The organism is Rubidibacter lacunae KORDI 51-2 (assembly GCF_000473895.1).
In the GTDB taxonomy this organism is placed as follows: Bacteria; Cyanobacteriota; Cyanobacteriia; order Cyanobacteriales; family Rubidibacteraceae; genus Rubidibacter; species Rubidibacter lacunae.
Genome location: NZ_ASSJ01000053.1, coordinates 1 through 14,476, shown reverse-complemented (window position 1 = coordinate 14,476; position 14,476 = coordinate 1). Strand labels below are relative to the sequence as shown.

General features: G+C 56.9%; 12 protein-coding genes. 9 read left to right on the top strand and 3 right to left on the bottom strand.

The window, feature by feature from the left end:
- The first annotated feature begins 302 nt into the window (after positions 1–302).
- From cofH to lpxD, 6 genes are all read left to right on the top strand, one after another.
- Positions 303–1,493, top strand: a complete 1,191-nt coding sequence (gene cofH / locus KR51_RS09985) for a 7,8-didemethyl-8-hydroxy-5-deazariboflavin synthase subunit CofH (RefSeq protein WP_022607357.1) — start codon at positions 303–305, stop codon at positions 1,491–1,493.
- 34 nt (positions 1,494–1,527) lie between these two features.
- Positions 1,528–1,803 (top strand): hypothetical protein, encoded by a 276-nt coding sequence (locus tag KR51_RS09980; protein ID WP_022607355.1) that lies wholly within the window; start codon positions 1,528–1,530, stop codon positions 1,801–1,803.
- A 313-nt stretch (positions 1,804–2,116) separates the two neighbouring features.
- Entirely contained in the window at positions 2,117–3,097 is a 981-nt protein-coding gene (gene ccsB, locus KR51_RS09975; protein ID WP_022607353.1) for a c-type cytochrome biogenesis protein CcsB, read from the top strand.
- A gap of 173 nt (positions 3,098–3,270) precedes the next feature.
- Complete coding sequence (locus tag KR51_RS09970) at positions 3,271–4,356, top strand: hypothetical protein (protein ID WP_022607351.1); 1,086 nt, start codon at positions 3,271–3,273, stop codon at positions 4,354–4,356.
- Between the two features lie 10 nt (positions 4,357–4,366).
- Positions 4,367–5,353 carry a tRNA lysidine(34) synthetase TilS gene (gene tilS, locus KR51_RS09965; RefSeq protein ID WP_022607349.1) on the top strand — a complete coding sequence of 329 codons (987 nt, stop codon included), beginning with the start codon at positions 4,367–4,369 and terminating at the stop codon, positions 5,351–5,353.
- Positions 5,354–6,112: 759 nt separating this feature from the next.
- Positions 6,113–7,162 (top strand): UDP-3-O-(3-hydroxymyristoyl)glucosamine N-acyltransferase, encoded by a 1,050-nt coding sequence (gene lpxD, locus KR51_RS09960; RefSeq protein ID WP_022607347.1) that lies wholly within the window; start codon positions 6,113–6,115, stop codon positions 7,160–7,162.
- Between the two features lie 855 nt (positions 7,163–8,017).
- On the opposite strand, the gene KR51_RS19680 is transcribed toward lpxD, so the two are convergent.
- Positions 8,018–8,176, bottom strand: a complete 159-nt coding sequence (locus tag KR51_RS19680) for a hypothetical protein (protein ID WP_156915074.1) — start codon at positions 8,174–8,176, stop codon at positions 8,018–8,020.
- 211 nt (positions 8,177–8,387) lie between these two features.
- Positions 8,388–8,723, bottom strand: a complete 336-nt coding sequence (locus tag KR51_RS09955) for a DUF1830 domain-containing protein (protein ID WP_022607345.1) — start codon at positions 8,721–8,723, stop codon at positions 8,388–8,390.
- Positions 8,724–9,250: 527 nt separating this feature from the next.
- Between KR51_RS09955 and KR51_RS09950 the strand changes: the two genes are divergently transcribed.
- From KR51_RS09950 to KR51_RS09940, 3 genes are read left to right on the top strand one after another with little or no spacing between them, the layout of a single operon-like run.
- Positions 9,251–10,819, top strand: a complete 1,569-nt coding sequence (locus tag KR51_RS09950) for a photosystem II high light acclimation radical SAM protein (RefSeq protein ID WP_022607344.1) — start codon at positions 9,251–9,253, stop codon at positions 10,817–10,819.
- 24 nt (positions 10,820–10,843) lie between these two features.
- On the top strand, positions 10,844–12,247 hold the full coding sequence (locus KR51_RS09945) for a DICT sensory domain-containing protein (protein ID WP_022607342.1): 1,404 nt from the start codon (positions 10,844–10,846) through the stop codon (positions 12,245–12,247).
- 20 nt (positions 12,248–12,267) lie between these two features.
- Positions 12,268–12,945 (top strand): pentapeptide repeat-containing protein, encoded by a 678-nt coding sequence (locus tag KR51_RS09940; protein WP_022607340.1) that lies wholly within the window; start codon positions 12,268–12,270, stop codon positions 12,943–12,945.
- Positions 12,946–13,904: 959 nt separating this feature from the next.
- Here KR51_RS09940 and KR51_RS20220 read toward each other — a convergent pair.
- Positions 13,905–14,476: calcium-binding protein (locus KR51_RS20220; protein ID WP_022607336.1), on the bottom strand; the 572-nt coding region annotated here is incomplete at its 5' end.

The window sequence follows — 14,476 nt, the reverse complement described above, 5'->3', positions numbered from 1 at the left end:
AACCAACCGCGGCGATCGCGCAGCCAGACCCGTAACCAGTTACCACAACTGCCGCGCTGACATACTTAGCGCCTACATCATTGCGCTGCATCCCAGTTGCCCATCCTTGATACTGCTAAGGCACTGACAGTACATGTACGGCTGAAACCTAGTAAGTATGTCCAATCGCTCTTAGCACCTTGGATCCGAGTTGCCTGTCAAGTCCATTCTTCGTCATCCCTGACGCAATCTGCTCGGCGTGCTCGATATGATGAGAGCAACGTAAGGTTATGCGGTGCGGTCCCTGGTAAGTGGAGTAATTCGTGGCTGAGCATTTGCTTGGGAAGCTAGCGGCTATTTTGCAGCGTGCCCTGGCAGGTAACGACCTGACGCCGGAAGATGGCATCGTTCTCCTCCAGCAACAGAAACCCGAAGCGATCGCGGCAATCCGCAGGACAGCCGATGTCTTGCGCTACCAGCAAGTTGGCGACAACGTCACCTACGTCATCAACCGCAACGTCAACTTCACCAATATTTGCGAGCAACACTGTAGTTTCTGCGCCTTCCGCCGCGATGCTGGCGCTGAGGATGCTTACTGGCTGGAGCTACCGCAAATCCTCGAAAAAGTAACCGATGCCGTTCGCCGCGGCGCGACGGAAATCTGCATGCAGGGCGGATTGAATCCTTACGCCAAGCGCGGCAGCTCCTCGCTGCAATACTACGTAGGATTGGTCGAGGCGATCGTGTCAGAGTTTCCGTTCTTGCACCTGCACGCCTTCTCGCCCCAGGAAGTGCAGTTTATCGCGCGCGAAGACGGTCTGAGTTATGCAGCGACGATCGCCGCTCTCAAAGCAGCCGGCGTCGGGTCGCTACCCGGTACAGCAGCAGAAATCCTTGACGATGCGGTGCGCCGCATCCTTTGCCCGGAAAAGATCGACACTGCCACTTGGCTCGAAATCGTCGGCACGGCTCACCGCTCCGGCGTCTCGACGACAAGCACCATGCTCTGCGGCCACATCGAAACGGCCGCCCAGCAAATCTCGCACCTAGAACACTTGCGATCGCTCCAGCAAGCAGCCGTGCGCGGCAACTTCCCCGCTCGTATCTCGGAGTTCATTGCACTCCCCTACGTTGGCGAGCAGGCACCGGCACCTCTACGCAAGCGCGTCGGGCGAGACCAGCCGGTGTTAGCCGATGCGTTATTGTTGACCGCGGTTGCCCGCATTTACCTCGGCAACTGGATTCCCAACCACCAGCCGAGCTGGGTCAAGCTCGGACTCGACGGTGCTGCCGAGGCGCTCACCTGGGGGTGCAATGACCTCGGCGGCACCCTGATGGAAGAGCACATCACGTCGATGGCCGGCGCGCGCGGCGGCACCTGCATGACCGCAGAAGCTTTACGGCAGGCGATCGCGCAAACCCAGCGCCCATACCGGCAGCGGGACACGCTGTATAGGCTACTGGACAACGACAGGAGCGACGAGCATTCGGTCGCAGCTGGTGCTGTAAGCTAAGGGCGGAACGGGTCACTAATTGGTCTGTGATGCGATGTCCGAAAACAACGACTGGCAGAACGGCTACACTCCCCATTCGCCCGTCCGCGACCGCGCAGAACGCGAGGTGCCGGCCGCGCCTTACAGTCCGCAGACTCGCAAAACCCTGATATCCATTCGGCGGTTCTTAATCGGGCTAACTGTCATCGGAATAGTTGGAGGGATTTTGCTGGCGTGGGGGCTGATTGTATTGCTCGGTTACCTGGGACTGACCGACCCACCTGAAGGACGCGAGCCCCCGCCGATCGCGCCGAACGAGCGCAGCATCTAATGGCAAGCTCGCTAGTCTTTTGCCCGCAGCCCTCAACTGGAAGAGCGAAACAACTGGGAGTTAAGGAGATCGCACCGGAGGTTCTGTCAGCCCCAATACTGGGTTGCACCATTATTAGTCAAAGTCACCGCATGCACCCCTCACCTCTCAGGACCTTGCAAACAGGTTGCTGACGGCATGGATACAATCTAATCAACCAAATCTACACGGCTGAGCAACCTTTCGGAGATCGAATTGCTGCCGACTAGGCAGGTAACACACCCTTTATTTCGGCACATTCAATAACGAAGCGAACGGACTCAACCTAATTAGCATGGACTTAGTCACTTTACAAGGCAATCTGGACAATGCCGCATTTCTCGTACTTTTCACGACTATGCTGGTTTATTGGTCGAGCGTTGCATTTCCTGGACGCTCGCTGTTGCCGGGACTCGGGACGGCGGGAACGGCGATCGCCAATCTAACCATTGCCGCATTGCTTGCCGCTCGCTGGTTGTCGGCGGGATATTTCCCGATTAGCAACCTGTATGAATCGCTGTTCTTCCTGGCATGGGGTGTCACAGCCATTCACTTATTGGTAGAGGTGTGGAGCCGCAGTCGCTTGGTCGGCGCGTTTGCCACACCCCTAGCCATGGGCATCACCGCGTTCGCTGCGCTAACGCTACCACCTGAAATGCGCGCGTCCGCCCCGCTGGTCCCCGCCCTGAAATCCAATTGGTTGATGATGCATGTCAGCGTCATGATGCTGAGCTATGCAACCTTGCTCGTTGGCTCGTTGCTGGCGATCGCGTTTTTGATCGTGACGCGCGGTCAAGCAGTAGAACTGCGCGGCAGTTCCTTCGGTACGGGGAGCGAGCGCGCCTCGTTTCGACGCATCGGGACGGTTACCTCAGCTCAACCGGCGATCGAGTCGGGCGGCGGGACGGCAGTGCTGACCGTCGCAACCGAACAGCCGGTCCTGTCACCGCAGCGCTTGAGCCTAGCTGATACTCTGGATAACATCAGCTACCGCATCATTGGTCTGGGATTTCCACTGCTCACCATCGGTATTATTGCCGGTGCGGTGTGGGCCAATGAAGCTTGGGGGACTTATTGGAGCTGGGATCCTAAAGAAACCTGGGCGCTGATTACCTGGCTGGTTTTTGCGGCGTATTTACACGCGCGCATCACGCGCGGCTGGCAGGGGCGCCGCCCGGCAATTCTCGCCGGCGCGGGTTTTGTCGTGGTCTGGGTTTGCTATCTTGGGGTTAATCTTCTCGGAAGTGGCCTGCATTCATACGGCTGGTTTCTCTGAGGTCTTCGCTTGCTGGCGCGCCCTTCCAACCACTAGCTGTCTCTCGGCTTTCGCGCGATAGCCAGCTCCCGATTCCGAGACACCGGATCGATTTTGGATTCGATCCTCAGCGATCGCAGCCACACGATTCGAGTACTAGATTAGAGTCCGCTCGAACGCTGGAGTTATCTGTCATGAGTGCTGCTAGGAACGCAACCCCGCCGGCCGATAGCCATGACGTTCTCGCTGCTGTGGATGTCTTTTCACTAGCTGGGAGCGTGCCGGGTATTGGCGACTGTCGGACCTTCCGCGTTGGCGAATTGGCAAGCATCCTGCAGCGTCGCCTGCTCGACGGCGGACTGGGCGCGATTGCCGCGTGGTTCGATGCCGATGGCGTTGACGGGGCTGTGCTGCGCGTTGGGGCAGATGCTTGGGAATCCGGCCGGCTGCACGTGCACCTGAGCTACGGCGCTGGCGTTGCGACGGCTAGTGTGACCTTCAGTGAGACCTTCGACGCGATCGCTGCCCGGACCTGCGACGAGCAAGCCGTGCTTGATGTTGATGGTGAGGCTGCAGCGTTAATCTCGCCTCAGCCAAGCGATGTTGCTTGGGGACAATCGTTTGGTGGTATTCCGGATCTAGTTACCGACGCAGAGGGACCCGGGATGTCCGAAACGGGATTCAACCTGGAGTTAGTTCGAGACTTTGACGACGGCCTATCCGCATCAAGGATGGCAACCAGCACCTATCCGGCCTGGGGACAGCTACCCGAGACCATTCCGGGATTGGATGACGCGGACACCGAGGTGGAGCCAAGTGTCGATCCATTTCCCTTCAGCGAGGACTCCAGCAACCCCGGCTTGGATAACAGTTTTGCCGGCTATGAGGCCGATGCTTTCGCAGGTGGCGATGCAAGCGAGGCCCAGACCTTAACGACCGAACTGAGCGAAGTCTTCGGCAGATGGCCGATGCCTGCAACTCCAGTACCCGACCCCAACGCATCCAACATCAACACAAGTGATTCCAACGCAAGCGACGATCGTGACACCGAGACCGAGCTGAGTCTGGCCGACGTGTTCAGCCGCTTCGAACGAGCTGATAAGTCGGGATCTGCGGTCGAAACTGCTGCCACTCCTGAATTCCCCACTAACTTTGCAAACGAAGACCCGGGCGATCTAGATCGCGTGTTAGCCTCTGATAATCCTGCAACCATAGCCGTCGGTGTCGATCTCGACGAGGATTCTCTGGAAGGCACGTGGAAGGATCTGGGTACCACCTGAGCGGACGGTCGTGAGGGATGAGTCGCGGGACTGGACGCCGCTGCACGCGCGCGTGCATCAGGAATTACGCCGACGACAGTTGCTTGTTCGCGGCGCTCGGGTGTTGCTGGCAGTATCCGGCGGACAAGATTCAATCTGCTTGCTGAAGCTCTGCCGGGACTTGCAGCCCAAGTGGAACTGGACGCTGGCAATCGCCCATTGCGACCACCGCTGGCCTACCGACCCCGGCATTGCCACACATGTCGAGCGCGTGGCGCGGGAATTCGGGCTGCCCTTTTGGCTAATAGTTGCCGATCGCGTTGAGGAAACCGAGGCAGCAGCGCGAGCGTGGCGTTACCGCGTTTTGGGCGATCTCGCACGAGAACGCGGCTTCGCAGCGCTTGCAACAGGGCACACGGCTAGCGATCGGGCTGAAACGCTGCTGTATAACTTCATGCGCGGGGCAGGAGCAGACGGGCTACAGGCGTTGGTGTGGCAGCGCCCGCTAGTCCCGAACGTGCGATTAGTGCGACCGCTGTTAACCGCAACGCGAACGGAAATCAAAGCTTTTTGCCAGGAGTTCCAACTGCCCGTCTGGGAAGATGCTACCAATCGCGAGTTACGGTTCGCGCGCGCCCGTATCCGACACGAACTGCTGCCATATCTCAGCGAGCACTTCAACCCTCAAGTGGAGTCGGTCTTGGCACAGACAGCGGAAGTTCTGCGGGCGGATGTGGATTATCTCGAAGCACAAGCTGCAGACATCGCGAACGCGGCGATCGCGCCAGAAGGGTTGCGGCGATCGCGCCTGCGGGGAGAACCGCTGGCATTGCAGCGACGCGTCGTGCGGCAGTGGCTGCAGACAGAACTGGCTCGGGCCCCGACCTTTGCACAAATCGATGCCGTCGTCAGCGCCATTAATGCTCCCCAACGCACGCGCTCGTCCACGATGGCCACCAACTACGGACGCGCTTGGGCAGAAGTGGCAGGAGACTGGATTTGTTGGCGCACCGAATAGGGCAAGCCCTGGAATATTGGAACTTTTGGCATCGATAGAACCAAGTTACCTGCGCACATCATTCGGGTCAGTGCCAAGCAGCTCGAGAGCAGCGCGCGCAGCCCGGCTTGATGTCATACTCACCAGCAAGCGCGCGACCCATATGCCAAAACTGTGATGTGTTGCGCGACGAGGAGTGAGGTCCGGAGAGCAGCCTCCCAGACTTGGTCCGATACAGTCCCCAACGCTTTGGAACCCAATAGTGTTGCTGGCCGAGCATTTATGTGCACATCACCCGGGCAAAACGTCCGAAACCGTGCACCAGGCAGAGCCAACTATCCACCGCGAAACAACATTAAAGAAAGCGCCCGCATACAAGGACGATGTCGTCTCGCATGGGGCGCTATGGGGAACAGGATGATACCAAACTCTGAGGAACATCATCCCAACCAGAGTGTTGCAAGTTCTGCATAATCGGGCGGGGAGAAGTTTAATTATTTTGAGGAACTAATAATTGAGATTGATTACCTGGATTTGATATGAGTCGATCCGCGAGGCAAGCGGCCTTATTCAACGATCCGCGGGCGGTCCACAGGGCAACGCAACTGCTCTTTCGCTAAGCCTCTGAAAGTTCTCAACAAATCGTAAGGGAACAACATCTTGATAGGGATCGGTTTTAGAGTCGCCATACTGGTTGAAGGGAGTACGATGAACCTCTGACATTTCCCTGAGAAACCGGTAAGGACCGGGCACGCGCCCCCAATTTGCCTCCGAACCGCTATGAAGTTTAGTGACGCGATCGCGCAATTCACTGCCGACAACTGCCTCGCAACCGATCTCAGCAGCAACCCCGAGATTTCAGGCGTTGCCGACATTCGGACTGCTGCACCGGACACGCTCAGCTATGTCGAAAGTAGTAAGTATGCCGACTGGATCGAGCGCACCCCAGCAAGCGCGCTGATTTTGCCGGACGACGCGCGAATGCAAGCACGCGCCTCGGCCCGCGCTATTGCCTGGGTTGCTTGCCACAATCCGCGCCTGACCTTTGCACAGGCGATCTCGCTGTTTTACCAACCTTATCGACCCGCTCCTGGCATACACCCGACTGCCGTTATCGACCCAACGGTGAAGCTCGGAGCGGACGTCTCGATCGGCGCCCATGCTGTCCTCGGCGCTCGCACGGTGCTCGGCGATCGCACCTGCGTGCATCCCAACGTCACGATCTATCCCGACGTCACGATCGGCGATCGCGTCACCCTCCACGCCAACTGCACCATCAACGAACGCACGTGGATTGGCGATGACTGCATCATCCACAGCGGTGCTGCCATCGGTGGGGAAGGGTTCGGATTCGTGCCCAGCGCTAAGGGTTGGATCAAGATGGAGCAATCCGGGCGCGTTGTCCTCGAGACCGGCGTGGAAGTCGGCAGCAACAGCGCGATCGACCGCCCGGCAGTCGGCGAGACGCGTATCGGCCAAAACACGAAAATCGACAACCTCGTTCAAATCGGTCACGGCTGCCACATCGGAGCCAACTGCGCGATCGCGGGGCAAACTGGGTTGGCAGGTGGCGTCCGCGTTGGCAACGGCGTGTTGCTGGCAGGGCAAGTCGGGATCAGTAACCAGATTGAAGTCGGCGACGGCGCGATCGTGACGGCGAAGTCGGGCGTACAAAAATCCGTTGTAGCGGGGGCAACAGTGTCGGGCTATCCGGCAATTTCGCACCAATTGCACCTGCAGGCAGCTGCTATCCACAAGAAGCTACCCGAAATCTATCAGTTCGTCCGGAAGTTGCAAGCCGTTTGGGGAAGCGATCGCGCCAGCGATTAACCAGCAATGAAGTTGCTGGGTTGTGCAAGGTCGACGGCACTCGAACACCATCTGCCCCATTAACGAACGCTAGGGTGCGGGGTGTTACGTCGGACAAACTAATAACGCCGACCACCCTAGTGCTTAACGATTTGCTGCCGCACTGGAAGCACGGTAGGTACGACCGCTGAAAAACTTAAGGAGGTACTCCTGGTGATTGTATAGCAACGAGTAGTGAGGCATAGACGCAATGGAACGGCGGGCTTGTGCATTAGCAAGCCCACGCGCAGCGGTGTCTATAGGCTCATGCTACTTTCTGTATCCCTTGGAACTATAGCTTTTGGAGCGCATTCCCGCCGTGCGTTCGAGGTCGATAGGGATGACGCAGTGGCGATAGGAATGCCGCCGAAGCTAGCTCGCGGGGGCTGACAGTCTCAGTAACTAGTCCAGGGGACAGTCGAGCGACCGCCCAGCGGGTCAATACCAGCAGCGAACGGCACCTCACCGCGCAAGTAATTGCCAAAACAGTAATAAATCCCCGAGCGAGCAGCAATTCGCTCGAGCTATGACGGCGGAAAGTTTTAGCGTCAAGAGGATCCCGCATATCTGTCAGTGCGATCGCGTTGTTGAGTACGCCAGGTCCGAGACGCTTTAGAAATGGGTGCCGGGCGATGTCATCATCGGCGAGACCGTCGATCTCGAGAGCGTTTTAAAGCAAGGCCGACATTTAATCGTTTAGATGGAAAGGCACCAGCTGGCGCAGCATCTGCGGATAGGAACGAGTTCGACCCGCCTCTCACTTGCCTTACAGCCTTTCGTGGCTGGAGATACCAAGCCTGCTTTCGCAACCAACGAGCTTTACTTTGCCCATAGATATTAAAACGATCGCCTGCCGGGTTTTAGCTGGATTTCGTGAAGTTTAAGGCGCACGACCGCAAAAAACATCTCCGTCGTCAGACGATTGAGGAAAGCTTTGGCAAAGCGATCTGCAACGCGCTTACTTTCCGGTCCTTCGACATGGGTGCTACCGAGCAAGGAAAGAGTCCATCAATTGCGCGGCTTCTTAGCTGTGACGGAAACAGGAAATGTACGTAGCGATCGCATCGATCGTGCACTACTGCGAAAACGCACATCGTGCAGCTGCTCCATCAGTCGGCCTGGCCGCAACCCGCAGGTGTTGCTGAAAAAGCTGCCATCGCCCAGCAATGACAGCTAAATATCATATTTTTTTATCGAATGGGATGCATTAGACATCTACAGCTGCAGCGGCTGGAATTTTGGACTCTGCCGGCGCCGAGTCATATGCTGGGGTTACGGTACCGCCGTCGGCATCCACTCGCAAGCGATTGCAAGGGATCGTGTCGGAGAGAATCGCACTAGCCATCATGCTCGAATGAATCTCGAGCAGCGCGTCCGGCAATGCCTCGAAGACCAAACGTTGTCCAGGAAAGACAACGCGCTCGAAGTACCAGTTCGGGACATTTGCAACTCGAGCAACCTGCATACTGCTAGTTGCATTAACGTAGCAGCAAAAAATCGGCTCTGGGGTGTTGCTTGGAACGGAGTCTAAGAGCTGAGCCATGACAACTGGGCACCAGTAAGATTTACTTATCGTTACGCTATCCAAGCTAACACTTCCCGATCCTGGGTAGCTGTCAATCCCACTACAAATCTTTTACTCCCCGGCAACCCTGTCATCAGATCCGCCACCTTAGGCGATCCCGGCGATCCCCGCGGGGAGACTGGGCACCCCCGGCGATTGCCAGCACCTAAGCAGAGGATAGCGAGCACTCGCTCGAGCTCGGGCTTATTTAGCCAGCCGCACTCAACCCCGATCGTTGCCCCAAACCCGCTGCAGGAAATTGTCAGATGCTAGGGATCCAGCTAAAGTTAAGTTATGTGAAGTTTAGTTCATAGTCTTAAGATCGACTCATGGAAAACTGCAATTCAATCCGCAGTTTTCTGTCGTGCAGACTCTGCATCCTTGCTTAGGTTGAATCGGTGTAATTATCAATCAAAATCTCCATGAGTAAACTTAAATTCTTAATTAATTCTTAAGGATTCCCCGATCGTAATAGATATATTCCTCTTCTGTGAGTGCCAGAGACCATGCCCCAAAGAGTTTTGTATGTTCGCCTGCCGTGCAACCCGATATTTCCAATCGGAATCGTCTACTTGGCCGACGGCGTTCATAAATTGTTGCCGCAAGTCGAACAGCGCATTTTTGATATGGGAACTATTGCACCACTTGACTTCGGGCGCTCGCTCGATGCCTGCATTGATGCATACCGCCCCACGCTCTTAGTCTTTTCGTGGCGCGACATTCAAATTTATGCGCCGGTTGGTGGGCGCGGTGGTAACCCGTTGCAGTACGCCTTTGAGTTTTATTATGCGAAGAACCCGTTTCGGCGCCTGCGTGGGGCTCTCGGCGGCTTGCGCGTGACAGTAGCTTACTATGCCGAGCTGTGGCGCAACCTCGGGTTGATCGAGCGCGGCTTGCAGCGGGCGAGACGCTTCGTACCAGATGCGCGCATCGTTGTCGGTGGCGGGGCAGTGAGCGTGTTTTACGAACAGCTGGCTGGCAAGTTACCGCACGGTACCGTTGTCTCAGTCGGCGAGGGTGAAGTTCTTTTGGAGCGGATGTTGCGCGGACAAGACTTTTCCAACCAGCGCTGCTACGTAGTTGGCGAGACAAATCCACGCCATGGGCTGATCCACGAGCCGCCAACGCCCGTCGAGAAGACGGCTTGCGACTACGGCTACATCGCACTTATGTGGCCGGAGTTCAGATATTACCTGCAGGAGAACGACTTTTACATTGGCGTCCAGACCAAGCGTGGCTGTCCGCACAACTGCTACTACTGCATCTATACCGTTATCGAGGGCAAGCAGGTTCGCATCAATCCCGCCGACGAGGTGGTTGCCGAGATGCGCCAGCTCTACGAGTGCGGTATCCGTAAGTTCTGGTTCACGGATGCGCAGTTCATTCCCGCCAAGAAGTTTGCCGACGATGTCGTGGAGTTGCTCCAGAAGATTGCAAACTCCGGCATGACCGACATTCACTGGGCAGCCTACATCCGTGCCGATAACCTTACCCCGAAGATTTGCGAGTTGATGGTTGCGACCGGGATGGACTACTTCGAAATTGGTATCAGTAGCGGTTCCCAGGAACTCGTTCGCAAAATGCGCATGGGTTACAATCTGCGCAACGTATTGCAAAACTGCCGCGATCTCTGCGCCGCTGGCTACAAGCACCTCGTGTCGGTAAACTACTCTTTTAACGTCCTCGACGAACGGCCGGACACAATCCGCCAAACGATCGCCTATCACCGCGCGCTGGAGTCCATCTTTGGCGAGGAGAAGGTGGAACCCGCTATTTTCTTTATCGGACTGCAACCGCACACGCACCTAGAGGACTACGCGCTGGAGCGCGGAATCCTAAAGTCCGGCTACGACCCTATGAGCTTGATGCCCTGGACGGCTAAAAAGCTGCTGTGGAATCCGGAACCATTGGGTTCGTATTTCGGCGAGGTTTGCTTGCGGGCGTGGGAACGCGCTCCCAACGACTTCGGGCGCGAGGTGCTGCGGCTACTTGAAGCCGATCTCGGCCGTGCCGACCTTGAAGAAGCGTTAGCCGCCCCGATTGCGTCTGCCTCTCACAATCTTGCTGCTGTTTAACAACTCCGTTCGTTGCCACCTGCCATGATTGAAGGCTCTATCCTCCAAAAGCTCGAGTCCGCCCATCGCGGCGGCCCTCGCCCGCTCAACCTTGGCGTGTACTACAAAAACACCCTGGTGTCGCTCTGCCATGCATTGGAGGATTTCATTCTGGACGCACGGAGCCAACCGCTAGTCATCTCGGCGTTTCAGCAGGGGAAGTGGTACCTACAAGAAGCCGATCGCTACGGCAAGATTGCCGAGCGATCGCGGCAGATTGCAATCATGGCAGCACCCAATGCAGGGTTTCGCGAGCATCCAACCGGACAGCGGGATAACGTCCACTTGCTCGACCTCAAGCCGAGCGATCCCGTTGCCCAGGAGTGGCACTTGGTCATCCTCGCACCGACATACACGGCCATGGTTCTGTGTCAGGAACTGTCCGATGCCGACTACGGAGAGACCGGACGACCGGATGCCGATCTAGAGCGCAAGTTTTACGGGTTCTGGACGTTCGAGCCTGACTTGGTATTGGAGACCGTAGATTTGGCGATCGCGCACGTTGCCCAATACGACACCGACTTATCCGCGTTGCTGCAGCGCGAGCGGGCGGCGATCGCTACGGATTTGGGTCGAGAGCGCGAGGACGCCGGCGTGGTGGTGTCGCAAGTGGTCGAATATCTCCGCCAAAACCAAGACGCAACCAGCACCCGCCTCCGCGAGGACGCGCGCGATTCCTATTTGCCGCAACTGCAGAAGCTCGACGAAAACTTAGTTTCCAACGAGATGCAAGCATTCTTGCGGATGGCTCAGCTCATCGATGCGGCGGACGCGAACAACCCAAATGCGGCGGCGGAGGTTGCGACCTTGGCTGAAGCCATGGCACAACTTCTGGATGTGCCGGCATGGCAGCAGACGCGCCTGCGACTGGCAAGCTTACTCCACCGCCTCGCACCGACGGGGTTGGGGATTGCCGCCGTGCAGCGGACCGTGCCCGAGCATACACCAGCACCCCACTGCGATTTGGTCCCGAGCGTGCAGTCCCTGCGCGCGATGCCGCCTATGGGCGCGATCGCGCGCATCGTTACCCATCAAACCGAGTGTTGGGACGGCGGCGGCGGACCCGGCGGACTCGGCTACGATGCAATTCCACTGGAGTCGCGGGTGTTGAAAGTCGCTGCATTTTTCCAGCACCGCGTTAATGAACTGCGGATGCAGGCGAATGGCGACCCGTCCGATCGCCAACGAGTATTGGCACACGTGTTGGCAGAGTGCAAGGAGCAAGCCAACACGCAGTTCGATCCAAAACTGGTCGAGGCACTGGAAGTTTTAGTGCTCGGCATGCAGCAGGGGATGAGTTTGCACGCACCGCAGCCGAAAATCGCGGCTGGCATGTGGCTGCTTGACGGGCGGACGACCGCTGCAGCAGTTGAGAGCACAGTACATTAGCGATGCGGTGGTGAAATGCGATGGTAAGAGAACAATTGCAGGAAAGGACGGCGATCGCGGCGATGGGAATTGATATAGATGCAGTGCGCGCCGGACAGTGCAAGCAGCTGCCAGGAGCCGATCTTGAGGACGAAAATCTGACGGGGGCGCAGTTGGAGCGGGCCAATCTAGCCGGTGCGTCGCTGGTCGGCGTTAATCTCGCTAACGCCAATCTCAAGGGCGCGCGGCTGGACGGGGCCAATTTGCTGGGCGCACAGCTCATGGCTGCTGACTTGCGAGCGAGCTTGCTAGGGGCGAGCCTGCTGCAGGCAGATCTCAGGGGTGCAGACCTGCGCGGAAGCAACCTACGGGGTGCGAGCTTGATGGGCGCGCGCTTGTTTCAGGTGTCGCTGGCAGGAGCGTTTTTGAATGGGGCCAACCTCAACAGCGTCAACTTGCAGGGAGTGGATTTGCGCGGTGCGGACTTGCGCGGTGCCAATCTGAATGGAGCAAACCTCAAGGGCGCAAACCTTTACCAAGCCAACCTTCAAGGAGCAGGTCTGGATGCGGCCAATTTCGAGGAAGCCGACCTGCGGGGGGCAAACCTGACCGGTGCGAACATGGCGGGAGCCAATCTGCTTTGTGCGGATCTCGATGGGGCAGATCTCGATGGAGCTAATTTAGAACGAGCTTGTTTGCTTGGAACAATCGCGAGCTGACCCAATTTACTCGCTTAATTAGCTTAATTAATTGACCTTAAGAAACACACCTGCAAAAGCTTCAGCAATATCGTCAATTTGTTTCCGAATGGTTTCAATGCGGTTGCTTGCCCGCCCGGCAATCCACAACCGATACAATACTCAACCTTTGCGGAACTGCATCGAGCATTTCAATGCTTAAAGGACGTTGTATTTAGACTCGACTTTCGGACTGGAGACTGTTCGGACGCTCCCTTCGGTTGGCATAGCCTTTGAAACCACTCGACTTCTGTCACCGAGCGATCCCAACAGCATTCATGCCAGCAGTTCGGTATGCACGGAGGCGATTGTTGCGCTACCCAATGATTCTGCAGCGAACATTACGAGGGCACACATGCTTCAGTGACTTTGCAATAAGCTTGAGTTCGGATGGGTCTGAAGGACAAAAGCAGCTATACCTTAAGAAGCTCCCAAGCCCCTTTGTCAAGGGATTCCCTGCTCTTCCTCGCTACTGCTCTGGTGGCATCAGCGAGAATCAAAGAATGGCTCCACAGCAGGCAGGGTATGAAATTGACCTATGTTTCTTCAATTCTTCTATAGGGTTTGTGAAAAATTTCTGTTCGCTCTACCGGTAGCGCGATCGCCGAGCCCTCAATGCGGCGGTGCAAAACCTTTGCTTCATGTATGAAAGAATTACGCAACAGGACTATGAACGTATTCGTCCCTTCGCCGAACTTTCGATTTCAGATGCGTCAGCGAGCGCGTTGTCGCAGGGTGCCATCATGGCAGGGGGAGAATTCTTTATGAACCCCCTGGTTGCTCTGGACGTGGAGGCAGCAACGCTTTATCTAAACCATTTAAACCTTTAAATTGAAAGGCTTTCTGCTTATACCTATCAACCGGGACAGTGCTCGAAGCATCTCGAATTATACATGCCTCGAGCACTTGCTCCAGGGATTGGATCGGGTCAATATGGCGGCTTAGACGAAGACAATATCACTCCCGACGGTCAGATCGGCTGCCAATACTCCGATCAGAACGGCAATTGTATCTCCACCCAAAATCACGTTGCTGCCATCAGTAAGGTCCAAGTCGCCTGCACCCAACGCCGATGCCGCAATTTCGAGCACGTCTTCACCACTCGTAAAGTCGCTGATAGTGTTGGCCGACCCCGGGTTGTCACCGGTGACGACAACGAAGGTGTCCGCATCAGCCCCGCCAGAAAACAAATTACCACCGCCCGCACCGACGAAGAACGTATCTTCGCCGGTGCCGCCTAGGAAACGGTCGCCCAAGCCATTGGTATCGCCCGTAAAAAAGGTGTCACGTCCAGCACCACCTGAGGCGCGATTACCTCCTTGGCTCTCAAAGGCGGTGATTATGTCGTCGCCGCGACCGGCGAAGACCCGGTCGCGGCGACCGATGGCAATGGCGTCATCACCGCTACCGGAGAGAATGATATTTCCCCCAGCAACGGTGGAAGAAGCCAGAGCGGTGTCGATGTCATCTGCTCCAGCCCCCGTCAAAATGACATCGCGAACTGCATCGATAG